The sequence below is a fragment of the Curtobacterium sp. MCJR17_055 genome, assembly GCF_003224335.1.
Lineage (GTDB): Bacteria > Actinomycetota > Actinomycetes > Actinomycetales > Microbacteriaceae > Curtobacterium.
In genome coordinates, this window is sequence record NZ_QKLF01000004.1 from 203,381 (window position 1) to 226,351 (window position 22,971).

The 22,971-nt window shown below is 71.8% G+C and carries 24 protein-coding genes and 4 tRNA genes; 21 read left to right on the forward strand and 7 right to left on the reverse strand.

Annotation, left to right across the window (positions count from 1 at the left end; translation table 11 throughout):
• Nucleotides 1-15 precede the first annotated feature (15 nt).
• Nucleotides 16-1,011, forward strand: coding sequence for a 1,4-dihydroxy-2-naphthoate polyprenyltransferase (locus tag DEJ16_RS10760; RefSeq protein WP_258365933.1), 996 nt, complete (start codon nucleotides 16-18; stop codon nucleotides 1,009-1,011).
• 22 nt (nucleotides 1,012-1,033) lie between these two features.
• Here the strand turns inward: DEJ16_RS10760 and DEJ16_RS10765 are convergent, their stop codons facing one another.
• The gene (locus DEJ16_RS10765; RefSeq protein WP_110824643.1) at nucleotides 1,034-1,345 is read right to left on the reverse strand and encodes a DUF4229 domain-containing protein; all 312 of its coding nucleotides are present in this window, start codon (nucleotides 1,343-1,345) and stop codon (nucleotides 1,034-1,036) included.
• 81 nt (nucleotides 1,346-1,426) lie between these two features.
• Here DEJ16_RS10765 and DEJ16_RS10770 point away from each other — a divergent pair, with 81 nt between their 5' ends.
• Nucleotides 1,427-1,798: a PLDc N-terminal domain-containing protein gene (locus DEJ16_RS10770; RefSeq protein ID WP_110824642.1), complete on the forward strand. Its 372-nt coding sequence runs from the start codon at nucleotides 1,427-1,429 to the stop codon at nucleotides 1,796-1,798.
• Between the two features lie 103 nt (nucleotides 1,799-1,901).
• A complete protein-coding gene (menD, locus tag DEJ16_RS10775) occupies nucleotides 1,902-3,563 on the forward strand; it encodes a 2-succinyl-5-enolpyruvyl-6-hydroxy-3-cyclohexene-1-carboxylic-acid synthase (protein WP_375342248.1) in 1,662 nt (553 codons plus the stop codon).
• Between the two features lie 73 nt (nucleotides 3,564-3,636).
• Here the strand turns inward: menD and DEJ16_RS10780 are convergent, their stop codons facing one another.
• Complete coding sequence (locus DEJ16_RS10780; RefSeq protein ID WP_110824640.1) at nucleotides 3,637-4,896, reverse strand: isochorismate synthase MenF; 1,260 nt, start codon at nucleotides 4,894-4,896, stop codon at nucleotides 3,637-3,639.
• 148 nt (nucleotides 4,897-5,044) lie between these two features.
• On the opposite strand from DEJ16_RS10780, the gene DEJ16_RS10785 reads away from it, so the two are divergent.
• From DEJ16_RS10785 to DEJ16_RS10800, 4 genes are read left to right on the forward strand one after another with little or no spacing between them, the layout of a single operon-like run.
• Complete coding sequence (locus DEJ16_RS10785) at nucleotides 5,045-5,839, forward strand: demethylmenaquinone methyltransferase (protein ID WP_110824639.1); 795 nt, start codon at nucleotides 5,045-5,047, stop codon at nucleotides 5,837-5,839.
• Nucleotides 5,840-5,886: 47 nt separating this feature from the next.
• The gene (locus DEJ16_RS10790; protein ID WP_110824638.1) at nucleotides 5,887-6,963 is read left to right on the forward strand and encodes a polyprenyl synthetase family protein; all 1,077 of its coding nucleotides are present in this window, start codon (nucleotides 5,887-5,889) and stop codon (nucleotides 6,961-6,963) included.
• 57 nt (nucleotides 6,964-7,020) lie between these two features.
• Entirely contained in the window at nucleotides 7,021-8,397 is a 1,377-nt protein-coding gene (locus DEJ16_RS10795; protein ID WP_110824637.1) for an FAD-dependent oxidoreductase, read from the forward strand.
• A 2-nt stretch (nucleotides 8,398-8,399) separates the two neighbouring features.
• The gene (locus tag DEJ16_RS10800) at nucleotides 8,400-9,545 is read left to right on the forward strand and encodes a heparan-alpha-glucosaminide N-acetyltransferase domain-containing protein (RefSeq protein ID WP_181419558.1); all 1,146 of its coding nucleotides are present in this window, start codon (nucleotides 8,400-8,402) and stop codon (nucleotides 9,543-9,545) included.
• On the opposite strand, the gene cls is transcribed toward DEJ16_RS10800, so the two are convergent.
• On the reverse strand, nucleotides 9,526-10,986 hold the full coding sequence (cls, locus tag DEJ16_RS10805) for a cardiolipin synthase (RefSeq protein WP_110824635.1): 1,461 nt from the start codon (nucleotides 10,984-10,986) through the stop codon (nucleotides 9,526-9,528). The two genes, DEJ16_RS10800 and cls, sit on opposite strands and share 20 nt — an antisense overlap.
• Nucleotides 10,987-11,014: 28 nt before the next feature.
• Nucleotides 11,015-11,503: a YajQ family cyclic di-GMP-binding protein gene (locus DEJ16_RS10810; protein WP_110824634.1), complete on the reverse strand. Its 489-nt coding sequence runs from the start codon at nucleotides 11,501-11,503 to the stop codon at nucleotides 11,015-11,017.
• Between the two features lie 211 nt (nucleotides 11,504-11,714).
• On the opposite strand from DEJ16_RS10810, the gene DEJ16_RS10815 reads away from it, so the two are divergent.
• The 5 genes from DEJ16_RS10815 to DEJ16_RS10835 all read left to right on the forward strand — a co-directional run bounded on the left by DEJ16_RS10815 (nucleotide 11,715) and on the right by DEJ16_RS10835 (nucleotide 14,624).
• A tRNA-Tyr gene (locus tag DEJ16_RS10815) sits at nucleotides 11,715-11,797 on the forward strand.
• 202 nt (nucleotides 11,798-11,999) lie between these two features.
• Nucleotides 12,000-12,833: an inositol monophosphatase family protein gene (locus tag DEJ16_RS10820; protein ID WP_110824633.1), complete on the forward strand. Its 834-nt coding sequence runs from the start codon at nucleotides 12,000-12,002 to the stop codon at nucleotides 12,831-12,833.
• Between the two features lie 144 nt (nucleotides 12,834-12,977).
• A complete protein-coding gene (locus DEJ16_RS10825; RefSeq protein ID WP_110824632.1) occupies nucleotides 12,978-14,291 on the forward strand; it encodes a M23 family metallopeptidase in 1,314 nt (437 codons plus the stop codon).
• Nucleotides 14,292-14,426: 135 nt separating this feature from the next.
• Nucleotides 14,427-14,498: transfer RNA gene (locus DEJ16_RS10830), tRNA-Thr, on the forward strand.
• A gap of 49 nt (nucleotides 14,499-14,547) precedes the next feature.
• A tRNA-Met gene (locus tag DEJ16_RS10835) sits at nucleotides 14,548-14,624 on the forward strand.
• A 121-nt stretch (nucleotides 14,625-14,745) separates the two neighbouring features.
• Here the strand turns inward: DEJ16_RS10835 and DEJ16_RS10840 are convergent.
• The gene (locus DEJ16_RS10840; RefSeq protein ID WP_110824631.1) at nucleotides 14,746-15,159 is read right to left on the reverse strand and encodes a hypothetical protein; all 414 of its coding nucleotides are present in this window, start codon (nucleotides 15,157-15,159) and stop codon (nucleotides 14,746-14,748) included.
• Between the two features lie 107 nt (nucleotides 15,160-15,266).
• On the opposite strand from DEJ16_RS10840, the gene DEJ16_RS10845 reads away from it, so the two are divergent.
• The 3 genes from DEJ16_RS10845 to DEJ16_RS10855 are packed head-to-tail and all read left to right on the forward strand — an operon-like array spanning nucleotide 15,267 to nucleotide 17,166.
• Nucleotides 15,267-15,716 carry a MaoC family dehydratase N-terminal domain-containing protein gene (locus tag DEJ16_RS10845; protein WP_110824838.1) on the forward strand — a complete coding sequence of 150 codons (450 nt, stop codon included), beginning with the start codon at nucleotides 15,267-15,269 and terminating at the stop codon, nucleotides 15,714-15,716.
• Complete coding sequence (locus tag DEJ16_RS10850; protein ID WP_110824630.1) at nucleotides 15,713-16,135, forward strand: MaoC/PaaZ C-terminal domain-containing protein; 423 nt, start codon at nucleotides 15,713-15,715, stop codon at nucleotides 16,133-16,135. The genes DEJ16_RS10845 and DEJ16_RS10850 overlap by 4 nt, the downstream gene beginning before the upstream one ends.
• A 2-nt stretch (nucleotides 16,136-16,137) precedes the next feature.
• Complete coding sequence (locus DEJ16_RS10855; RefSeq protein ID WP_110824629.1) at nucleotides 16,138-17,166, forward strand: UDP-N-acetylmuramate dehydrogenase; 1,029 nt, start codon at nucleotides 16,138-16,140, stop codon at nucleotides 17,164-17,166.
• 19 nt (nucleotides 17,167-17,185) lie between these two features.
• On the opposite strand, the gene DEJ16_RS10860 is transcribed toward DEJ16_RS10855, so the two are convergent.
• Nucleotides 17,186-18,367: a pyridoxal phosphate-dependent aminotransferase gene (locus tag DEJ16_RS10860; RefSeq protein ID WP_110824837.1), complete on the reverse strand. Its 1,182-nt coding sequence runs from the start codon at nucleotides 18,365-18,367 to the stop codon at nucleotides 17,186-17,188.
• A 269-nt stretch (nucleotides 18,368-18,636) separates the two neighbouring features.
• Between DEJ16_RS10860 and DEJ16_RS10865 the strand changes: the two genes are divergently transcribed.
• The 6 genes from DEJ16_RS10865 (at nucleotide 18,637) to DEJ16_RS10890 (ending at nucleotide 22,319) form a co-directional block, all read left to right on the forward strand.
• Nucleotides 18,637-18,709, forward strand: a tRNA-Trp gene (locus DEJ16_RS10865).
• Nucleotides 18,710-18,728: 19 nt separating this feature from the next.
• Nucleotides 18,729-19,004, forward strand: coding sequence for a preprotein translocase subunit SecE (gene secE / locus DEJ16_RS10870; protein ID WP_110824628.1), 276 nt, complete (start codon nucleotides 18,729-18,731; stop codon nucleotides 19,002-19,004).
• A gap of 170 nt (nucleotides 19,005-19,174) precedes the next feature.
• Complete coding sequence (gene nusG, locus DEJ16_RS10875) at nucleotides 19,175-20,233, forward strand: transcription termination/antitermination protein NusG (RefSeq protein WP_110824627.1); 1,059 nt, start codon at nucleotides 19,175-19,177, stop codon at nucleotides 20,231-20,233.
• Between the two features lie 142 nt (nucleotides 20,234-20,375).
• On the forward strand, nucleotides 20,376-20,807 hold the full coding sequence (gene rplK, locus DEJ16_RS10880; RefSeq protein WP_110824626.1) for a 50S ribosomal protein L11: 432 nt from the start codon (nucleotides 20,376-20,378) through the stop codon (nucleotides 20,805-20,807).
• Nucleotides 20,808-20,887: 80 nt separating this feature from the next.
• The gene (rplA, locus tag DEJ16_RS10885; protein ID WP_110824625.1) at nucleotides 20,888-21,580 is read left to right on the forward strand and encodes a 50S ribosomal protein L1; all 693 of its coding nucleotides are present in this window, start codon (nucleotides 20,888-20,890) and stop codon (nucleotides 21,578-21,580) included.
• 88 nt (nucleotides 21,581-21,668) lie between these two features.
• Entirely contained in the window at nucleotides 21,669-22,319 is a 651-nt protein-coding gene (locus DEJ16_RS10890; protein ID WP_110824624.1) for a Pr6Pr family membrane protein, read from the forward strand.
• Here DEJ16_RS10890 and DEJ16_RS10895 read toward each other — a convergent pair.
• On the reverse strand, nucleotides 22,270-22,962 hold the full coding sequence (locus tag DEJ16_RS10895; protein ID WP_181419559.1) for a YqaJ viral recombinase family protein: 693 nt from the start codon (nucleotides 22,960-22,962) through the stop codon (nucleotides 22,270-22,272). The two genes, DEJ16_RS10890 and DEJ16_RS10895, sit on opposite strands and share 50 nt — an antisense overlap.
• Between the last annotated feature and the right edge of the window lie 9 nt (nucleotides 22,963-22,971).

The window sequence follows — 22,971 nt, forward strand, 5'->3', positions numbered from 1 at the left end:
ATACGATGGGCGGTCGTGGCAGGAGCGAAGAAGACGACACGTCCCAAGGGCAGGTCCGGCAACCCGGCGAAGGCGGCAGCGCCGCAGCGGAACACCCGCCGCGCGACCGCGAGCGACTGGATCGGCGGAGCACGGCTGCGGACCCTGACGCTCGGCGTCGTCCCGGTGGTCCTCGGAACCGGGGTGGCCTACGTCGACAGCCGGGTCCCCGGTGACTTCGGCTCGTTCCTGTCGACGGACGGACGCGTCGCCATCGCGCTGCTCGCCCTCGCCGTGGCGCTGTTCCTGCAGATCGGCGTCAACTACAGCAACGACTACTCGGACGGGGTCCGCGGCACGGACGAGTTCCGGGTCGGTCCGGCCCGGCTCACCGGATCGGGGCTCGCCCGACCGCGGACGGTCCTGACGGTGGCGCTGACGTTCTTCGGTCTCGCGGCGGTCGCCGGCCTCGTCATCGTGCTGCTCACCCAGCTGTGGTGGCTGCTCTTCGTCGGAGCAGCAGCCATCGTCGCCGCCTGGTTCTACACCGGTGGGAAGAAGCCCTACGGGTACAACGCGCTCGGCGAGGTCTTCGTCTTCGTGTTCTTCGGGCTGGTCGCGGTGCTCGGCACCCAGTTCGTGCTCATCCGTCAGGTCACCCTGAGCGGCTGGGCCGCAGCGGTCGCCGCGGGCCTGTTCGCGTGCGCCGTCCTCATGGTGAACAACATCCGTGACATCGACGAGGACACCGCGGCGGGCAAGCGCACCCTGGCGGTCGTGGTCGGTCGGCCGGTCGCCCGCGTGCTGTTCGCGCTCTTCCTGATGCTGCCGTACGTCGTGCTCGTCTGGTTCGTGTTGCTCTACTTCCGGAGCGGGTACACGTACTTCTCGCTCCTGCTCGCGCTGCCGGCGCTGGCGATCGGCGTGTCCTCGCGCAAGCCCCGGGAACTCATCACGGCGTTGCAGCTGTCGTCGTTCTCGGCGCTGGCGTTCGGTGTCGTGCTCGCCGCGACGCTCGCCGTCCAGCCGTAGCGGCCGGACGCCTGCGCTGCCGCTACTGCTTCGCGGTGTCGGTGCCGCCCGTGCCGGTGCGGCCCGCCTCGTGGGCGGGATCGGAGTCGGCGGCGTCGACGAAGTCGTCCTCGAAGTCGCTGTCGGCGTCGCGCTCCGGGCGGGCCCGGCGCTGGGCGATCGACGACGTCACGGCGCTCCGGAGTCCGGGCAGCGCGATGTACGACACGAGCAGGCCGATCAGGGCTGCGCCGATCGCCGCCCAGTACCAGGGCAGGCCGACCAGCAGCAGCAGGAGGAGCGCCGCCGCGAAGATGCCGAGCCGGGCGAGGGTGTAGACGAGCCACGCTTTCACCCTGCAAGTGTACGGACGCACGGCTCGGCGTCCCCGTGACGGTCGGAGGGCGGTCACAGGCTGCCGACCTAGACTCCGGAGATGGTCAGACTGTGGCTCGTCATCGTCGTCGCCGCCGTGGCGTTCACGGTGTTCGCGCTCATCGACTGCGCCACCATGCCCCGGTCCCGCGTGCGGTCGCTGCGGAAGGGCATCTGGATCCTGCTCGTCCTCGTGCTCCCGGTCGTCGGCGGCGTGCTGTGGTTCCTGCTCGGCCGGACGCCGGCGCGCGGGCAGCGCGGTGGCGGGGGCGGCGGTGCCGGGTACCGTGGTCCCGAAGACGACCCGGACTTCCTCGGGGGCACGACGCCTCCCGGGCTGCTGAGCGATGACAAGGACCAGGACGACGCGACCCTCCGATCCCTCGAAGAACAGTTCCACGACGGCGACGACGACGGCCGCCCCGATCGCTGACGGACCGTCCGCCGACGGACCGTCCGCTGACGGCAGCGTCGGGTCCGGCAGCCCCGCGACCGACTTCGCACTCGCGTTCCTGCAGGAGCTCGCGCGGGCCGGCGTGACCGATGTCGTCGTGAGTCCCGGTTCCCGTTCGCAGGCCCTGGCACTCGCGGCCGTCGCCCTTGAGCGCGCGGGCGGCATCAGCGTGCACGTGCGCCTCGACGAGCGGACGGCCGGGTTCTTCGCGCTCGGTCTCGCGGTCGAGTCCGGTCGACCCGCTGCGGTCGTCACGACCTCGGGCACCGCGGTCGCGAACCTGCACCCTGCCGTGCTCGAGGCACACCACTCCGGCGTGCCGATGATCGTCGTCTCGGCCGACCGGCCCGCCGAACTCCGCGGGATCGGCAGCAACCAGACCACCGTGCAGCCGGGCATGTTCGGGTCGGCCGTCGACTTCGTCCGGGACGTCCAGGCGCCGAGCACCCACGGGGTGGACGACGACGTGCGCGCCACCGTCCGGGCCCTGGTCCGGGAGGCCGTGGCCGCTGCCGCCGGTCACGCAGGGCAGCCCGGCCCGGTCCAGCTCGACCTCGCGTTCCGCGAACCGCTCTCCGCCGGACTCGACGGCGTCGAGGGCGTCCCGGACGACGAGGTCGACCGCGAGTACGCGCTCCGCCGCACGGCCGCAGCGCTGCCGGCGGCGGAACTCGCCCCCGACGACGAGCCGGCCACGGTCGTGATCGCCGGGCACGACGCCGGCGTCGACGCCGAGCGCATCGCGTGGGAGCTCGGAGCGCCACTGCTCGCCGAGGTCTCCAGCGGGGCGCGCTTCGGACGCAACGCCGTAGCGGCCTACCGGGACCTCCTCCGGGACGAGTCCTTCGGCGGTCGTGTGCGTCGGGCCGTCGTGCTCGGGCACCCGACGCTGAGCCGCGAGGTGCCGGCGCTCCTGCAGCGCGCGGACGTCGAGACGATCGTGGTCCGCGGAGCCGGTGCCGACGTGTACGACCCGGCACGGGCCTCCCGGCCGTCGGCGTCCACGCAGGTCGTCTCGGACGTCCGCGTGACCGGACCGACCGGCCCCGCGCACCGCGCCTGGGTCGGACGCTGGGTGGCGGCGAGCCGGTCGCTGCTCGGCGGCGGCGACGCCGGACCGGACCTCGACGCGAAGCGGTCCGCGGACCGCGCCGAACGGAACCGGTTCCTCAAGGACGAGGTCGCGCTGCGCCGTCGTCCGGTGGACCGGGCCATGCTCGCCGAGGCCGTGTGGGGAGCGACGTGGCCGCACGACCGACTGGTCTTCGGGGCGTCCCAGATCATCCGCGAGGCCGACATGACCGTCCCGGGCAAGAAGATCCGGGTGCACGCGAACCGGGGTCTGGCGGGCATCGACGGGACGATCTCGACGGCGCTCGGCATCGCGACCGCGCTCGAGGCCGCGGCCGGCACGGTCGGCACGACCCGCGTCGTCGTCGGGGACCTCACGTTCCTGCACGACCTCGGGGGTCTCGTCACCGGGACCGAGGAACACCGCCCTCGGCTCCAGGTCGTCGTCGGGAACGACGTCGGCGGCGCGATCTTCCGCGGACTCGAGGTCGCCGCGACCACGGCACCCGAGGACATGCGGCGGATGATGACGACGCCGCAGCACGTCGACGTCGAGCGCGTCGTGACCGGGCTCGGGTGGGAGTACCGGCGCGCGGCGACGTGGGGGGACCTGGAGCGCGTGCTGACCGACCCCGCCGGACGTGTGGTCATCGAGGTGCCGCTGGCGGACTGACGGGGTCCGGGGGGCGCCGTTCCTGAGGCCAGCCAGCCCGGCGGCCCCGACGCCCGGCCGGTCGTCCCGGCGCTCAGGCCAGGGCGTCCGTGATCGGTCGGAACTTCAGCCGCGTCTCCGCCACCTCGCGCGCCGGGTCCGAACCGGCGACGATCCCGGCACCGGCCCAGGCACGGACGGTCCCGTCGTCCTCGATCTGCGCGCTCCGCAGGGCGAGCATCCACTCGCCGTCACCGGAGGCCCCGAGCCAGCCGACGGGACCGGCGTACCGACCGCGGTCCACGCCCTCGAGCTCGGCGACCAGGCGGACGGCGACGTCGGTCGGGGTGCCCGCGACGGCGGCGGTCGGGTGCAGCGCATCGGCCACGTCGAGCGCGGTGACCCCGGCGGGCAGCACGGCCTCGACGTCGCTGGCGAGGTGCCACAGGTTCGGCAGCTGCAGCCGGAACGGTTGCGGGTCGACGCGGAGGTCGGCAGCGATCGGACGCAGCGAGGCGACGAGGCTCGAGATCGCGAAGGCGTGCTCCTGCAGGTCCTTCGCGCTGGCGGCGAGCGTCTCCGCGGCCACGCGGTCGCTCTCCGCGTCGGCACCGCGGGCAGCGCTGCCGGCGAGCACCCGTGCGGTCAGCGTCCGGCCCTCGGTGCGGGCGAGCGTCTCGGGGGTGGCGCCGACGAGCCCGTCGACCGCGAAGGTGACGCAGGACGGGTACGCGGCCGCCAGGTCGAGCAGGACCGCGCGGCGGTCGGCGCCGGGCGGCAGCGTCCCGACCAGGTCCCGCGCCAGCACGACCTTCTGCGCGCGGCCGTCCGCGATGGCACCGACGGCGGCGGCGACCGAGGCGGCGTACGCGTCCTCGTCCACCGCACCCGGGCGGAGCGGCACCGAGACGTGCGGGCCGACGCGGGGGACCGGGACCGACGTGCTCGAGAACGGCAGGGGTGCGGGCGAGTCCGTCGTGTCGATCGCGGTGATCCACGCGCGACCCCGCCGACGGCCGACCACGACACGCGGCACGATGAGCACGCTCGTCGCGTCGGAGTCGTCCGCGAAGGCGAACGTCCCGAACGCCACCAGTCCGCTGCCCCGCATGCGCACCGGGTCGTCGACGGTGGCGGCGGCGGTGACGTCGCGCCAGACGGCGGACGCCTCGCGCATCCGACCCGGGCCGGAGAACTCGAACCGGAGCGCCTCGCCGATGCCGACGATCCCGTCCCCGTTCCGCACGAAGGCCAGCGGGTGTTCGGCGAGGGTGTGGCGGAGCACGGCGCCCGGGTCGTCGAGGATCCGGGTCGAGACCGTGAGCGGCTGCACCGCTGTGGCGGGACGGGTCACGGACCGATGCTACGCGCCGACCCGCACGACGGCCGCCGGGTCCCGGGGCGGGTGTGCACACCGCCACGCCCGTGCGGGACGCGCCCGGGGTGCTCCACTCCTGCACGGCTGCCGGGAAGCGCCGGGTCGTGGGCTCTAGGATGACCGGGTGAGCAGAGCGGACATGCACAAGCGGCCGGACGAAGTGGCGGCCATGTTCGACGACGTCGCGGCGAAGTACGACCTGACCAACGACATCCTGTCGGCCGGCAACGCCCCGCTGTGGCGCGTCGCGACGGTCAAGGCCGTCGACCCCCAGCCGGGCGAGCGCGTGCTCGACCTCGCGGCTGGGACGGGCACGAGCTCGGCGGCCCTCGCCAAGAAGGGTGCCGAGGTCACGGCACTCGACCTGTCGTCCGGCATGATCGCGGTCGGTCGTGAGCGCCACCCCGAGATCACCTTCGTCGAGGGCGACGCGGAACACCTGCCGTTCGAGGACGAGTCCTTCGACGCGGTCACGATCTCGTTCGGGCTGCGCAACGTCAACGACCCGATGCAGGCACTCACCGAGATGCTCCGCGTCCTCAAGCCCGGTGGCCGGCTCGTCATCTGCGAGTTCTCGACGCCGCCGTTCGCCGCACTCCGGTTCGGCTACAACACGTACCTCAAGCGCGTGCTGCCGGGCATCGCCAAGCTCTCCAGCAGCAACCCGGCCGCGTACCGCTACCTGGCCGAGTCGATCGAGGCATGGCCCGAGCAGCAGGTCCTCAGCCAGTGGCTCCGCGGCGTCGGCTTCACGATGGTGGCGCACCGCAACCTGACCGCCGGGATCGTCGCGCTGCACCGCGGCCGGAAGCCCGTCGCCGGCAGCGTCCGCGAGTCGGCTGCCCGTCGTGCGAAGGCGCGTCGGGACCACCAGCCGACGGGCGAGCAGCCCCGCGTCGAGCCCGAGGCCCAGGCCTAGGCCCGCGGCCCAGGTCCCCACCGCCACCTGCGAGTACGGAGCAGCAGTTGAACCCGAGTGTCCCGGTCGCACGACGCGCGCCGAGTCTCCGAGCCTCCCTGGGCATCGGGGAGCGGCTGTTCGCCACCCCCGCGGACCGGCGCTTCATCGCCGCGGTCGACGACGGTCTCGAGCTCGTCGAGCAGGGGCTCGAGGACGCCATGCGCTCCGCCGACACGCTGGCGGACACGACCAGCCGCTACCTGCTCTCCGCCGGCGGCAAGCGCATCCGCCCGACCCTGACGCTCCTCATCGCCCAGCTCGGCGACGGCGTGACCGACCACGTCGTGAAGGCCGCGGTGAGCGTGGAGATGACCCACCTGGCGTCGCTCTACCACGACGACGTCATGGACGAGGCGCCGGTGCGCCGCGGTGTCCCGGCCGCCCACGTCACGTACGGCAACAACATCGCGATCCTGACGGGCGACCTGCTCTTCGCCCGCGCCTCGCTCATCACGGCGGACCTCGGGCCGGAGGGCATCCGCATGCAGGCGGAGACCTTCCAGCGCCTCTGCATGGGGCAGCTGCACGAGACGACGGGCCCGCAGCCCGACGACGACCCGGTCGAGCACTACATCCAGGTCCTCAGCGACAAGACCGGCTCGCTCATCGCCACCGCAGCCCGGGCCGGCGTGATGTTCTCCGGGGCGGACCGCTCGCTGCTCGACGCCGTCGGCACGTTCGGGGAGAAGGTCGGCGTCGCGTTCCAGCTCGTCGACGACGTCATCGACCTCGCCCCGGCGAAGGACAAGACCGGCAAGATCGCCGGCAACGACCTCCGCGCCGGTGTCGACACGCTGCCGCTGCTCCAGCTCCGCCGTCGCGCCTCGGCCGACGCGGGCGCAGCGGCGCTGCTCGCGCGCATCGAGCGCGACGTGCGGGACGCCCCCGACGACGCCGTCCACTCGGAGGCGTACCAGAGCGCGGTCGCCGAACTCCACGACCACGAGGCGACCCGGGCCACCCGGGCCCTCGCCGCCGGTTGGGCCGACGAGGCGGTGGCCGCACTGGCCCCGCTGCCGGACGGCACGGTGAAACGAGCCCTCACCCGGTTCGCGGAGACGGTCGTCGACCGCAGCCGCTGACCCGCGGCGGCGGTCCTCGGCCGCGTCCGCTGACCTGAACGAACTGGAGACCGATCAGTGCCCACCCTCCGACTCGCCATCGTCGGCGCCGGTCCGGCCGGCATCTACGCCGCGGACATCCTCCTGCGGGAGGCACGTGGCTTCGACGTCTCGATCGACCTCTTCGAGCAACTCCCGGCCCCGTACGGGCTGGTCCGGTACGGCGTCGCGCCCGACCACCCGCGCATCAAGGGCATCGTCAACGCGCTCCGCGACGTGCTCGACCGGGGTGACATCCGGATCTTCGGCAACGTGCGGTTCGGTCAGGACATCACCCTCGACGACCTGAAGCGGCACTACAACGCGGTCGTCTTCTCGACTGGCGCCATCAAGGACGCCGACCTCGACATCCCGGGCATCGACCTGGACGGGTCGTACGGCGCCGCGGACTTCGTCAGCTGGTTCGACGGGCACCCCGACGTCCCGCGCACCTGGCCGCTCACGGCGGAGAGCGTCGCGGTGATCGGCAACGGCAACGTGGCCCTCGACGTCTCCCGCATCCTCGCCAAGCACGCCGAGGACCTGCTGCCCACCGAGATCCCGGCGAACGTCTACGAGGGCTTGCGGTCCTCGCCGGTCACGGACGTGCACGTGTTCGGTCGCCGTGGACCCGCGCAGGTGAAGTTCACGCCGCTGGAGCTCCGCGAGCTCGGCGAACTCCGCGACGTCGACATGGTCGTGTACGACGAGGACTTCGACCACGACGAGGCCTCGAAGCTCGCGATCCAGACGAACAAGCAGGTCACCGTCATCGACCGTGTCCTGCAGCAGTGGCGGAAGCGCGAGGTCGGCACGGCCAGCCGCCGCCTGCACCTGCACTTCTACGCGAAGCCCCTCGAACTGCTCGGTGACGAGGACGGGAAGGTCCGCGCCATCCGCTACGAGCGCACCCGTCCGGACGGGCAGGGCGGCGTCGAGGGCACGGGGGAGGTCCGGGAGCTGCCGATCCAGGCGCTGTACCGCGCCGTCGGGTACGTCGGTTCGCCGCTGCCCGGCGTCCCGTTCGACGAGCGCTACGGCGTCATCCCGAACCACGAGGGTCAGGTGCTCGACGCCGACGCCACCCCGATCCCGGGCGTCTACGCGACCGGCTGGATCAAGCGTGGTCCGGTCGGCCTCATCGGCCACACGAAGTCCGACGCGATGGAGACCGTGCAGCACATCGTCACCGACCAGGGCAGCTGGTGGACGCCGGAGGACCCGTCCGAGGAGGCCGTCCCGGCGCTCCTCCGCGAACGCGGCGTCGACTTCACCGACCTGGACGGATGGCACGCGCTCGACGAGCACGAGATCGCGCTCGGCGAGGCGGAGGGCCGCGCACGCGTCAAGGTCGTACCGCGCGACGAGATGATCGACGTCTCGCTCCGCCGCAACCGCGCCGGGTCCCAGGGCTGAGCATGACCGGAACGCGCCCGGCACCCCACACCGGGGTGCCGGGCGCGCCGTCGTCCGGGCGCCTGGTGGGTGTCGACGTCGCTCGTGCGGTAGCACTGCTCGGCATGATCGCGGCGCACGTCGGCGACGTGGCCGAGCAGGTCAACTGGGCCGACCCGGCGAGTTGGAGCGCCGTGGTGAACGGTCGCTCGGCGGCGCTGTTCGCCGTCCTCGCCGGGGTGTCGATCGGACTCGTCAGCGGCCGGGAGGCGCCTCCCGGCCCGCCGACGATCGGACGGATCCGGGCCCGCCTGGCGCTCCGGGCCGTGGTCGTGGTCGCCGTCGGGCTGCTGCTCATGACGCTCGGCACGCCGGTCTACGTGGTCCTGCCGACGTACGGCGCGCTGTTCCTGCTCGCGCTGCCCGTCCTCCGCTGGCGGCCGTGGGCGTTGCTCGTGCTCGCCGCGGCGTGTGCGCTCGCGTCCGCACCGGTCGTGATCGCGGTCCTGCCCGTGTACGCGGATGCCGGGATGGCCGGGGTGCAGCTCGGACTCGTCTACCCGGTGGTCACGTTCGCTGCGTACGTGTTCGTCGGCCTCGCCGTCGCGCGCACCCGCTCACGAGCGGACGGGACCGACACGGTGCGACACGTCGTGCTCCTCCTGGCGGCCGCCGGGGTCGCCGTTGCCGCGTACGTCGTCGGTGCTGTGGCCGCGCCCGTGCCCGCGGACACCACCGGTGCGTTCCCGGGGGTGCCCTTCGTGCCGGCTGGCTCGGACACCGGGCAGGCGGTCGCGCAGGTGTTCCTGTCCCCGCGGGACCACTCGTCGTCGATCGTCGACGTCGTCGGCACGGCCGCGGTCGCCGTCGCCGTGATCGCCCTGTGCCGCCTCGTGTTCGACGGACACGGTCCGGTCCTCGCGCGGGTCGCGTTCCCGCTGGCCGCCGTCGGGTCGATGCCGCTCAGCGTCTACGCGCTGCACCTCGTCGTCATCGCGGCGTGGCCGGAGCTGCCGCACGGGCCGACGACCTGGTGGGCGTTCACCGTCGGGGCCGTGCTGTTCGCGATGGCCTGGCGGAGCTTCCTCGGCCGCGGACCGCTCGAACGGCTGACCGCAGCCGTCGCGTCGGTGGTGCCCCTCCGCCCCGCTACTGCAGCGCTGCGGTGAGCCGTGCGATGTTGTCGAAGACCCGTGACCGGCGGGGCCGCGCGAGCCACTCGTCGAGCGTGAGCTCGCGGCTCGCCGCACGGTAGTCGTCCTGCACCCCGCGCAGGGCCTGGACGAACGTGCGGCCGCGCACCATGACGGAGATCTCGAGGTTCAGCGTGAAGGAGCGCATGTCCATGTTGCTCGACCCGATCACGGCGACGTCGTCGTCGATCGTGAAGTGCTTCGCGTGCAGCACCGTCGGCGCGCGGTACAGCCAGATCCGCACGCCCGCACGCAGCAGGCCCTCGTAGTAGGAGCGCTGGGCGTGCCAGGTCATGGCGTGGTCGCCGATCTCCCCGACGAACAGCTCGACCTGCACCCCGCGCTGGGCCGTCGTCGTGATGGCGTAGAGCATCGAGTCGTCCGGCACGAAGTACGGCGACGTGATCGTCACCCGCTCCTGCGCCGAGTACAGCAGTGCGTTGAAGAGGCGGAGGTTGTTCTCGCCGTCGAACCCGGGACCGGACGGGACGACCTGGCAGTCCAGGGCGTCCGCGCGGTCGGCACGGTGCACGGGATCGCTCTCGCGCAGCAGGAGTTCGTCGGTCTCGCTGTACCAGTCCGTGACGAACAGCGCGTTGATGCCGGCGACGACCGGACCCTCGAAGCGGGCAAACAGGTCGCGCCAGCGCAGGCCACGGTCGATGTTCGCCTTGAGGTCGTACGACCGGTCGATGAGGTTCTGGGATCCCGTGAACGCCACCGAACCGTCGACGACCAGGATCTTGCGGTGGTTGCGGAGGTCGGGACGCTGGAACTTCCCCTGCAACGGCTGCAGCGGCAGCATCAGGTTCCACTCGATGCCGGCCGCGTCGAGGAACGCGAGCGTCTCCTTGAAGTGCGGGTAGCTCTTGCTCGCCCAGTGGTCCATGAGGAACCGGACGGTCACGCCGCGAGCCCGCGCCCGCGCCAGGGACTCGAAGAACGGCCGTGTGGTGGGGTCGAGCGAGGCGATGTAGAACTCGACGTGCACGAACCGTCGCGCGTCGTCCACGGCGTTGGTCATCTCGGCGAACGCGTCGTCGTAGTGCGGGTACAGCTCCGCCTGGTTGCCGCCGACCAGCGGCATCGCCCCGAGCTGACGGTTCAGGCGGGTGATGCTCTCGAGCCACGCCGGCCAGGGGTGGTCGCGGCGGACGCGCTCGATGCCCTCGGTCTGCTCGAGGATGTAGCGGTTGATCTCGGTCTGCTTCTCCCGACGGGACCGGGGCAACTTCGTCGACCCGAGGACGAGGAACAGGATGAACCCGATGTACGGGATCAGGAAGATGGCGAGCAACCAGGCGGTCGCGGTCTGCGGCTTGCGGTCGATCGGGACGTAGACGAGCGAGAACGCCCGGACCGCCAGGTCCAACAGGATGAGGACGACGACGAGTGCGACGACGAGCCAGTGCTCCACGGTGTCGGGTGCGGGGAGGAGCGGGCGGTCAGCGGAAGTTGATGAACTGGAGCGGCACGTCGAAGTCTTCGCCCTTGAGCAGCTGGATCGTCTGCTGGAGGTCGTCGCGGCTCTTCGAGGACACGCGGAGCTCGTCGCCCTGCACCTGGCTCTTCACGCTCTTCGGCGCCTCTGCCCGGATGAAGGCGCCGATCTTCTTGGCGACGTCCTGCTCGATGCCGTTCTTGAACGACACGTCGATGCGGAACTCCTTGCCGGACGGGTACGGGTCACCCGCGTCGAGGCTCTTCAGGCTGATGCCGCGCTTGATCGCCTTCGTCTGGAGCACGTCGAGGACGGCCAGGGCACGCTCCTCGGTCGAGGCCTTGATGAGCACGTCCTCGCCGCTGAACGCGACCGATGCACCAACGCCCTTGAAGTCGTAGCGTTGCTCGATCTCCTTCGCCGCCTGGTTGAGGGCGTTCTCCGCCTCCATCTTGTCGACCTTGCTGACCACGTCGAAGGAGCTGTCTGCCATGCCCGACAGCCTATCCGGCAGCACGACGCCGCGTTCCTCCGGGCCGCACGGCTGTGGAGAACGCCGGTCCGGTCCGGGACGGGCCGCCTGGAGGCCCGGTCCGCCCCGTCTCGCGGCTGCGGCGGCGACCGTGGTCGCGAGCACCGCCGGACATCGGCTATGCTCTTCACCGCGCCTTCGGTCGGTGACGACACGGGCCGGGTGCGCACATGGCGAGTTACCCAAGCGGCCAAAGGGATCTGACTGTAAATCAGCCGGCGTATGCCTCCGGGGGTTCGAATCCCTCACTCGCCACCGTCCAGCAGGAAGCTGGGAGCACGGCCCCGTCTCCGGACGGGGCCGTTCGTGTTCCCGCCCCCGATCGTGATCCCGGTGCCTCCCGTGTCCCCGGTGCCTCCCGTGTTCGCGGTGCCATCCGCGTTCCCGCGGCTCTGTTCGACGGCGGTCCGTCCGCGTCCCGGCGGGTCCGCGGGCGGCCTGGGGCAGGATCGAGGGCATGACAGACGCCCAGATCGTCACCGACGCCCCTGACGCCCTCGCCGACCTGGCCGAGTCGATCGCCCGCGAGGCCGCCGCGCTCGCCGTGCGTCGACGCGCGGAAGGTGTCGAGGTCGCCGACCGCAAGTCGAGCATCGCCGACGTCGTCACCGCCGCCGACCGCGAGGTCGAGGCCCTGATCCGGCGACGCATCGCCGCGGCCCGGCCTGACGACGCCTTCCTCGGCGAGGAGTCCGGGGCCGCTGCCGGTGCGTCCGGTCTGACCTGGGTGGTCGACCCGATCGACGGCACGGTCAACTACCTGTACGGCAGCCCGGCCTACGCGGTGAGCATCGCGGTCGTGCGCGGTGTCCCCGACCCGGCACTGTGGGAACCGGTCGCCGGGGTCGTCATCGCGCCCGCGACCGGGCAGGTGTACCGCGCGGTGGCCGACGGCGAAGCGACCCTCGACGGGCGGCCCGTCGCGGTCGCCGCCCCGGCGTCCCTGGCGGAGACCCTCGTCGCGACCGGCTTCGGCTACACCGCCGACCGGCGGTGGGAGCAGGCCGCGGTCCTCGCCGGGCTCATCACCGAGGTGCGGGACGTGCGCCGCGGGGGAGCGGCCGCGCTCGACTGCTGCGCGGTCGGGGTCGGGACGGTCGACGCCTACTACGAGCGGGGCATCAACCCGTGGGACATGGCGGCCGGCTCGATCGTCGCCGCTGCCGCGGGGGCCGTCGTCCGGACGTGGGAGGCCGGCGACACGCGGTCCTTCCTGTTCGCCGCGCCGAGCATCGCGGAGGACCTCGTCACCCTCGTCCGCACGCTCGAGGAGGACGTCCTCGGGGACTGAGCGACGCCACCCGCTCTGGGGGTCCTGCACGGACGACCACACGACTGGCGGGGAGCACCGACCTTTGCTAGCGTTCTGGAGTCCCGTTACCTGCTCGTTACCGACGAGCGCCCGTGCCTCGAACTCAGGATCGCTACCGAACACATGCTCGACTCCTCGCAGACGCCCACGACCATCGACCGCGACGCCTCCCAGGCGACGCCGTCCGTGCACCTGACGAGACGAGCTCGGATCGAAGCCGAACGCGCTGCCGCCAAGCCGAGCCGTCGTCGGGACGATGCCGTCCGTCCCGCAGCGACCGCGTCGAACGGGTCGACCTCGCAGGACTCCGGCCCGGTGACCCCGCCGGCTCCCTCGTCCCCGGTGCTCCCCGCCTCGAGTGCTGCGCCCCGAACCCCGCCGGCCCCGGCGTCCCCGGTGGTCGCTCCGCTGGCGGAGGCCGCCCCGGCGTCCCGTCGTGCCGCCACGGCTCCCCGCGGCGCCGCGTCCGACCGCCCCACGTCCTCGGAGCGGTCCGCCGCCCGGGAGCGCGGCGTCGGCGCGCAGCGTGCCTCCGGAGCGAAGCGTGCCGGACGCCCCGTCGGTCCGGAGCGCGGCACGAGCACGACGGCGCGTGCCACGGGTCGGACGACGCCCGCCGCCGGTGCCCGCGTCGACCGTGCCACCCGGCACATCGCCCGCTCCACCGCGGCGACCCCGCGTCCGGGCCACGGCGCCTCGTTCCGCCGGACGGCCTCGGGCGTCACGGTCGTCGGTGCACTCCTGTTCACCGCGGGGCTCGTCGTGTCGACCTCGCTCCCCGCGCAGGCGCTCTACGTGCCGCAGCCCGGCGCCGCGACCGTCCGTGCCTCCGTGCAGGAGGTCCAGTCGCTCTCCGTCGGCGACGCCGTCGAGGGCTCGGTCGACCGCGACGCCTACACGGTCTCGCAGGTGCAGCGCGTCGTCCGCCCGAAGCCCGGCGTGGCCACGAGCGGGGTCGCCGGTGCAGCGGGGGTGGCCACCGCTCCCGGCACGAGCGTCGCCGGGGACACGTCGGGCGCCATCCGCTGGCCGTTCCCGACGGCCGTGCCGATCTCCTCCGGCTTCGGCGGTCGCCAGGTCGCCGGGTGCTCGTTCTGCTCGACCTTCCACCAGGGCGTCGACTTCGCTCCCGGGGCCGGTACGCCGATCGGCGTCGTCGCGGACGGCACCGTCATCAAGGTCCAGGCGAACGACGGTGCGTTCGGCAACGACGTGTGGGTCGAGCACGACGTCGCCGGCAAGAAGTTCGTCAGCGTCTACGGACACATGCTCGACAACTCGTTCGAGGTCGTCCAGGGCCAGCAGGTGAAGGTCGGGGACATCCTCGGTCTCGTCGGCAGCACGGGCAACTCGACGGGCCCGCACCTGCACCTCGAGATCCGCATCGACGGCGTCCCCGTGGACCCGCTGGCGTGGCTCGAGGCCAACGCGGAGTAGTCCGCACGGATGCCGTCCGCACGCACGACGTGCACGCGGTCGGTATCCACGAGGACGGCGCGCCCGGGCGTCACGGTCGGTTCCAGACCAGCGCCGGGGGTCTGCTATCCTCGTGTGGTGCCGCTCGCGGTACTCGCCCCGATAGCTCAGTGGTAGAGCACTTCCATGGTAAGGAAGGGGTCGTCAGTTCAATCCTGACTCGGGGCTCCGACTCGCAGTGTGATCACTCCCGCAGTGCTGATCACCGCGGATCCCTGGCGGGGTAGCTCAGTTGGTTAGAGCACACGGCTCATAATCGTGGTGTCGCGGGTTCAAGTCCCGCCCTCGCTACCAGTGGTACCGGCACGGTCGGTACCGTGCAGAACGATCGCAACGACGGGAAGCCCGGCGCACCAGCGCCGGGCTTTCGTCGTCGCCGGCTGTCCGACCCCAGGTCGCGCCGGCGCGTCGCCGCTCAGTGGTCGCGGTCCGCGATGCCGGAGGTGTCCAGCCGGTCCGTCCGGTGCACCAGGACCCCGCCGTCGTGCAGGCTCGCCTCGACCAGAGCGGCCGTCCGGTGCCAGGCTGCGTGGCGACGCCGGGCGCCGATCGGTCCGCCGGCCACCGCGGCGCCGTGGTCGGCGTGCCGCAGTGTCAGCACGGCGTGCCCCGGGGTCGACGACAGCGCGAGCTCGTACCGGCGGTACTGCCGCGCGGGGTGCACGAGGGCGCCGAGGAGCGCGGTGAGGACACGGTCGCCGCTCGACACGACGAGTCGGTCGTCCCCGTGGGTGACGCGATGGCCGTCGGCGCGCAGGGCCGTCCCGACGAGTTCGACGGCGGTGCCCCGGTCGTCCTCGCGCACCGCGTACTCGGTCGTCGTCTCCATGGCCACTCCCGCCGGACCCGCCCGGCCGCCCCCCGACCGGTGTCGCCAGCATAACCGATGCAAACTCATCTAAGCCCCGTGACCGAGCGGCTCGGTAGACTGCCGTGGTGTCAGTGAACCCCGAGCTCGTCGGCAGGACGTTCCCGCCGGCCCCGCCGTACCTGGTCGGTCGTGAGAAGGTGCGTGAGTTCTCCCGTGCCGTCTTCGCGACGAACCCGATCCACTCCGACCCCGAGGCGGCCCGTGCTGCGGGTCACGGCGACGTGGTCGCGCCGGCGACCTTCGCGGTCGTCGTGCAGGAAGCCACGCTCGCACAGCTCCTCGCCGAGCCGGACGGTGGCATCGACTTCTCCCGTGTCGTGCACGGTGCGCAGGAGTTCGCCTACGAGCGTCCGATCGTCGCCGGGGACGAGCTCACCGCCACACTGCGGGTGACGAGCGTGAAGACCCTCGGCGGCAACGCCATGGTCACCGCCGAGTCCGCGGTCGTCGACGCGGACAGCGCGCCCGTCGTCACCGCCACGTCCACCCTGGTCGTCCGAGGAGATGACGCATGACCGACACCACGTCCGGGCTCGAGGTCGGTGCGGTCGTCGCCGAGCGGCAGGTCCACCTCACCCGCGACTCGCTCGTCCGCTACGCCGGGGCCTCGGGGGACTTCAACCCCATCCACTACCGGGACGACGTCGCGGCGGAGGTCGGCCTCCCCGGTGTCCTGGCGCACGGCATGCTGACCATGGGCCTCGCGGTCCAGCCGGTGTCCGAGTGGCTCGGCGACCGCGGCTGGGTCGCCTCCTACGGCGTCCGTTTCACCCGCCCCGTCGTCGTCGACCCGCGGGACGGTGCCGACGTCGGCGTCGTCGCGAAGGTCGGCACGCTCGACGAGCAGGGCCGCCCCCGCCGCATCGACCTCACCGTGACCGCCGCCGGGCAGACCGTGCTCGGCAAGGCACAGGTCACGGTGGCGTTCCACTGACCGTGGCGGAGACGACGCTCGCCGAGCTCACCACCCTGCGCGTCGGCGGTCCTGCCGGCCGCCTGCTCGTCGCCGAGACCACCGAGGACCTCGTCGCGCACGTGGTCGACGCCTGGTCGGACGACGACTGGCTCGTGGTCGGCGGCGGCAGCAACCTGCTCGTGGCCGACGGGGGCTTCCCCGGGACCGTCGTGGTGGTCCGCACGCGGGGCATCACGCACGAGGCGGACGAGGACGGCGTCACCGTGCGCGTGGCGGCGGGGGAGCCGTGGGACGAGTTCGTCGCCACCACCGTGGCGCGCGGGTGGACCGGACTGGAGGCCCTGAGCGGCATCCCGGGCACGGTCGGCGCGTCCCCCGTGCAGAACATCGGCGCCTACGGGGTCGAGCTGTCCGACGTGCTCACCGCGGTCGAGTTCCTCGACGCCGAGACCGGCGAGCGGTCCTGGGTCCCGGCGGCCGAGCTCGCGCTCGGCTACCGCACGAGCACGCTCAAGCACGGACGGCGCGGCGCCGTCCTGACGGTCGAGTTCCGGCTCGGGACCGCGACCGCGGACGGTGTGCCGGTGCGCTACGCGCAGCTCGCCGGGTCGCTCGGTGTCGAGCTCGGCACCCGCGTCGCGCCGGCCGACGTCCGGGCCGAGGTCCTCCGTCTGCGCTCGTCGAAGGGCATGGTCCTCGACGACGCCGACCCGGACACCTGGAGCGCCGGGTCGTTCTTCACGAACCCGATCGTCTCGCGGGGCTTCGCCGAGACCATGCCGCTCGACGCACCGCGGTGGCCCGCCGGGGACGACGTGAAGCTCAGTGCCGCGTGGCTCATCGAACACGCCGGCGTGCACCGCGGCTACGGCGTGCCGGGCTCCTCCGCGGCGATCTCCACGAAGCACACGCTCGCCCTGACGAACCGCGGGGGAGCGACGGCTGCCCAGGTCGCCGAGCTCGCCCGCTACGTGCAGGTGACCGTGGCGAACCGCTTCGGCGTCACCCTGGTGCCGGAGCCGGTCGTCGTCGGGGACCTGCTCGACTGAACGAGCGCGTCCCCGACGGTCAGCCGAAGAGCCGGGCCAGGCGCGCCACGCCCTCGGCGATGTCGTCGTCGCCGAGGGCGTAGGACAGGCGGAGGTACCCGGACGGACCGAACGCCTCGCCCGGGACGACCGCGACCTCGGCGTGCTCGAGGACGAGATCGGCCAGCTCGAGCGTGGTCGTCGGCGTCGAACCGGCCCACTCACGACCGAGCAGTGCCGTGACGTCGGGGTAGACGTAGAAGGCGCCCTCCGGCTCCGGCGTCACGAACCCGGGGATGGCGTTGAGCCCGGCGACGATGGCCTTCCGGCGACGGTCGAAGGCGTCGCGCATGGCGGTGACCGGCTCCTGCGGCCCGGTGAGCGCCGCGATCGCCGCACGCTGCGAGACGTTCGACACGTTCGAGGACAGGTGCGACTGCAGGTTCGACGCGGCCTTCACGGCGTCGGCCGGGCCGATCATCCAGCCGACCCGCCAGCCGGTCATGGCGTAGGTCTTGGCGACGCCGTTCACCAGGATCGTGGTGTCCGCGAGCGCGGGCACCTGCTCGAGGACGCCGGAGAACCGGATGCCGTCGTAGACCAGGTCCTGGTAGATCTCGTCGCTGATCACCCAGATCCCGTGCTCGAGCGCCCATTCGCCGATGGCGCGGGTCTGCTCGGCGGAGTACACCGCGCCGGTCGGGTTCGAGGGGGAGCAGAACAGCAGGGCCTTCGTCCGCGGGGTGCGCGCGGCCTCGAGCTGCTCGACGGTCACGAGGTAGCCCTGGTCGCTGCCGGCGAAGACGTCGACGGGCACACCACCGGCGAGACGGACCGCTTCGGGGTAGGTGGTCCAGTACGGCGCGGGGAGGAGGACCTCGTCGCCCTCGTCCACGACGGTCTGGAACGCCTGGTACACCGCCTGCTTGCCGCCGTTCGTGACGATCACCTGGGCGGGGTCGACCGTGACGCCGGAGACGCGGGCCGTCTTGTCGGCGATCGCACGCTTGAGTTCCGGGAGGCCCGTCGCCGGTGTGTAGCGGTGGTTCGCCGGGTCCTGTGCCGCCGCGACGGCCGCGTCGACCACGTGCTGCGGGGTCGCGAAGTCCGGCTCACCGGCAGCGAAGGAGATGACCGGACGGCCGGCGGCCTTGAGCGCCTTGGCCTTGGAGTCGACCTTCAGCGTCGCCGACTCCGCGATGGCGGCGATCCGCGACGCGATGCGCGGCCGATCGGTGGTCGGGGCTGCGTCGGTGGTCGGGCGGTCGGTGGGCTGCGGGTTGACGGCGTCGGTGCTCACGGGGCCAGCCTAGCGACGCGCCGCGCCGGAGCACCCGCCAAGTGGACACCGTCGCCGCGACTCCCGTACACTGTCCTGCGGCGGTCGAAGTCCGCCGGATCATGCGCTCCGTCGCAGATCCGGAGGCCCCTCCAGGGTCGACGGACTCGCCACCAGGAACATCCGGCACCCCCAGGGGTGGGTCGTTCCGAAGGGCGGTGGCTCAATTGGTAGAGCAGCGGTCTCCAAAACCGCAGGTTGCAGGTTCAAGTCCTGTCCGCCCTGCACATCGGGAAGGGTAGAAGTGGCGAGCAAAGAAGTGGAGACGACGGACGACGTCGTCGCCCAGGCGAAGGTCGATCGCGCTCAGCGGCGCGGTCCGTTCGCCGCGATCGCACTGTTCATCCGCCAGGTCTTCGGTGAGCTGCGCAAGGTCGTCACCCCGACCCGCAAGGAACTCTTCAGCTACACGGGCGTCGTGCTCGTGTTCGTCGTCGTCATGATGATCCTCGTGTCGGTCCTCGACTTCGTGTTCGGTCTCGGCGTCGGCTACGTGTTCGGCAACGGCCCCACGGCCTGACCCAGCCGGCATGAACCCCGGCGCACCGCATCCCTGGCGCGCCCGGACTGACCGCAGGTCCGACCGTTCCGGTCCTCCTCGGGGTACGGTCTCCCGGAGACGGCGACCCGTTCCCCGCCCGGAACGCGAGTGCCAACCCGATCCGCACCATCGAACGGAAAGAACCGACTGTGTCTGACTACTCCCGCGACGACATCGACCTCGCGACCGCTGCCGAGCAGTCTTCCGAGGTCGAGGAGAACCAGGAAGGCGACGTCGAGACGAGCGAGCTCCGTTCGACGGACTCCGCCGAGGAGCGCGCGATCTCCGTCGACGACGAGGACGACGAGTCCCTCGGCCTGAGCGACGAGCCGGACGACGGCACCGTCGCCGCCGAGTTCGACGAGACGCTGGGCGCCCTGGCCGAGGCCCGCGACCCCGAGGCCGACGCGGTGGTCGACGACGCGCTCGAGATCGACACCGCCGACGAGGCAGAGGCCGCCGTCGAGGCCGTCGAGGACGAGGAGGAGTCCGAGCTCGAGGACGAGACCGCTGCGGAGGCGAACGCCACGATCGCGGCCGAGGAAGCCGCCGACGCGCTCGAGGACGACGCGGACGCCGAGCCGGTCGAGGCCGACCCGTACGACGCCTTCAAGGCCGAGCTCCGGATGAAGCCGGGCAAGTGGTACGTCATCCACTCCTACGCGGGCTTCGAGCGCCGCGTGAAGGCGAACATCGAGAACCGCATGGTCTCGATGTCGATGGAGGACTACATCTACCAGGCCGAGGTCCCGATGGAGGACGTCGTCGAGATCAAGAACGGGCAGCGCAAGCTGGTCACCCGCGTCCGGATCCCCGGCTACGTGCTCGTCCGCATGGACCTCAACGAGGACTCGTGGTCCGTCGTCCGGCACACCCCGGGTGTCACCGGCTTCGTGGGGAACGCCCACAACCCGACGCCGCTCCGTTTCGACGAGGCGTTCGGCATGCTGAAGTCCCTGGTGCAGGTCGCCGAGGCCGCTCCGACCAAGGGCGGCTCGAAGTCCGGCGGTGCCGCGCAGGCCCAGCCGCAGGCCGAGGTCGACTTCGAGGTCGGCGAGACCATCACCATCAAGGAAGGCTCGTTCGCGGGCCTGCCGGGTTCGATCTCCGAGATCAAGCCGGAGAGCGGCAAGCTCACCGTCCTCGTCTCGCTGTTCGAGCGCGAGACCCCGGTCGAGCTCAGCTTCGACCAGGTCACGAAGCTCTAGTACTGGCGAACGTCCAGTACACTGTCTGAGTTTGGGTCCGCGCGCCTCGTGCGCTGCGGATCCGTGACCGCGATCCGGATCCGCCGGAGACGCGGGAGAGTGCACGGGTCCCCGTGCGTTCGAATCCAGGAGGAAACGGAACATGGCACCGAAGAAGAAGGTCACGGGCCTGATCAAGCTGCAGATCAACGCGGGCGCCGCCAACCCGGCACCGCCGATCGGTCCGGCGCTCGGTCAGCACGGCGTGAACATCATGGAGTTCTGCAAGGCGTACAACGCCCAGACCGAGTCGCAGCGCGGCAACGTCATCCCGGTGGAGATCACCGTCTACGAGGACCGTTCGTTCACGTTCATCCTCAAGACCCCGCCGGCCGCCGAGCTCATCAAGAAGGCAGCGGGTGTGAACAAGGGTTCCGCGACGCCGCACACGGTGAAGGCCGGACGCATCACGGCGGACCAGATCCGTCAGATCGCCGAGACCAAGCAGGCCGACCTGAACGCCAACGACATCGAGCAGGCGACGAAGATCATCGCCGGCACCGCTCGTTCGATGGGCATCACGGTCGAGGCCTGAGCCTCACCCCACACACCCCAGTACTCACCGTGGGAGAGCCGCGCCGGCTCGCCAACCACGTATCTCGCAAGGAGACCACCATGGCGAAGAAGTCCAAGGCGTACCGCGCCGCGGCCGCGAAGATCGAGGCCGACAAGTTCTACACCCCGACCGAGGCAGTCGCCCTCGCGAAGGAGACCGGCTCGGCGAAGACCGACTCCACCGTCGAGGTCGCGCTGAAGCTCGGCGTCGACCCCCGCAAGGCGGACCAGATGGTGCGCGGCACCGTCATCCTCCCGCACGGCACCGGCAAGACCGCCCGCGTCATCGTCTTCGCGACGGGTGCAGCCGCTGAGGCCGCCATCGCCGCCGGCGCCGACGAGGTCGGTGGCGACGAGCTCATCGCGAAGGTCGCCGAGGGCTACACCTCGTTCGACTCCGCGGTCTCGACCCCGGAGCTCATGGGCAAGGTCGGTCGTCTCGGCAAGGTCCTCGGCCCGCGCGGCCTCATGCCGAACCCGAAGACCGGCACCGTGACGCCGAACGTGGCCCAGGCCGTGAACGACATCAAGGGCGGTAAGATCGAGTTCCGCGTCGACAAGCACGCGAACGTGCACTTCGTCGTCGGCAAGGCCTCGTTCACCCCGGAGCAGCTCGACGAGAACATCACCGCCGCGCTCGACGAGGTCGTCCGCCTCAAGCCGAGCGCTGCCAAGGGCCGCTACATCATGAAGGGCGCCGTCTCGACGACCTTCGGCCCGGGCATCCCGCTGGACGTCAACGTCCTGGCCTGATCCACGGCTCCACACGAACGGCCCGCACCGGAAGGTGCGGGCCGTTCGTCGTTCCGCACGCCCTCGGCGTCCCCGCTACCGTTGTGGGGTGCGGACCTTCGTGAACAGCCTGCGACTCGTGGTCGCCGTCGTCGCCGTCGCCGCGGTGGTGACGGACCTGCAGGGGGCGCTGCGCGACGACTTCGTGTTCTGGGACTTCTTCGGGTACTTCACGAACCAGTCGAACCTGCTCGTCGCGGTGGTGTGGACGCTGACCGTCGTCGCGGCGTTCGGCGACCGTCCGACCGGCCGACGGCTCGACCTGTTCCGCGGTGCGGCCACGGTGTACATCGCGACGACCGGGCTCGTCTACAACACGCTCCTGGCAGAGGTCGGCCAACCGCTGGGGGCGTCCTGGTCGAACGACGTCGTGCACCGCTGGGTGCCGCTGATCGTGGTGCTCGACTGGGTGCTGTTCTCGGACCGGAGTCGGCTGCTGGCCCGGGACGTGTGGTGGTTCCTCGTCTACCCGGCGGTCTGGCTCGTGGTCGTCGTCACCCGCGGCGCCACCGACGGTTGGGTGCCGTACCCGTTCCTCGACCCCGCATCCGGCTACGGGGCCGTGGCGCTGTACTGCCTCGGTGTGGCCGTGTTCATCGGGCTGATGGGACTCGTCGTCGTGGCGCTGAGTCGGCTCCGGGTGGTGCGGGTCAGCGAGCGTCGCGCAGGCGGTCGAGCACGAGGTCGGCGAGCACGATGAGCCCGCGGATCGCGTCGTCGTCGCGGTCGATCCAACGGCACTCCGGCTCGTCGGCGACCGGCACGAAGTCGTCGTGCGTCTCCCAGACGAACAGCGTGCGGTCCGCGCCGAGCACGTACTGCTGCCACCAGACCTGTCGCATGTAGTGCCGTGGGACGCGCTTCCAGCCGGACGAGGTCGTCTTGATCTCGGCGAGGAGGAGCCGGCCGTCACGGTCCTGTCCGACACCGTCGGGCGTCGCCAGGTGCGCTCGGTTCGTGGCGGCGTGGAACAGGTGGGCCGACGGCAGGATCCCGTGCGTGGCGGCCACCCACGAGGCGATGACGGGCTCCCGCTCCTTGCCGTGCTCGGTGTAGACGTTGCCGGCGAACCGGGAGCCGTAGCGCTTGTCCGCGACGACGGCGTCGACGGCGCGGAGCGAGGCGAGGCGTGCGACGTCGGTGGCGGTGATCCCCATCGCCCGCGCGCGGAGCCAGGCGACCCGGTCCGACGAATGCGCGACGATGCGCTCGGTGTGCCCGCGCAGGGACGTGAACGCGTTGCGGCTCGGCCGTGCCGGCGCGGACGGGGACGTGCCGGAGCCGGGCTGGGCCTCCCACCCGTCATCCAGGTCGCCCCACAGGGTGGGCTGCACGATCGTCACCGGATGATT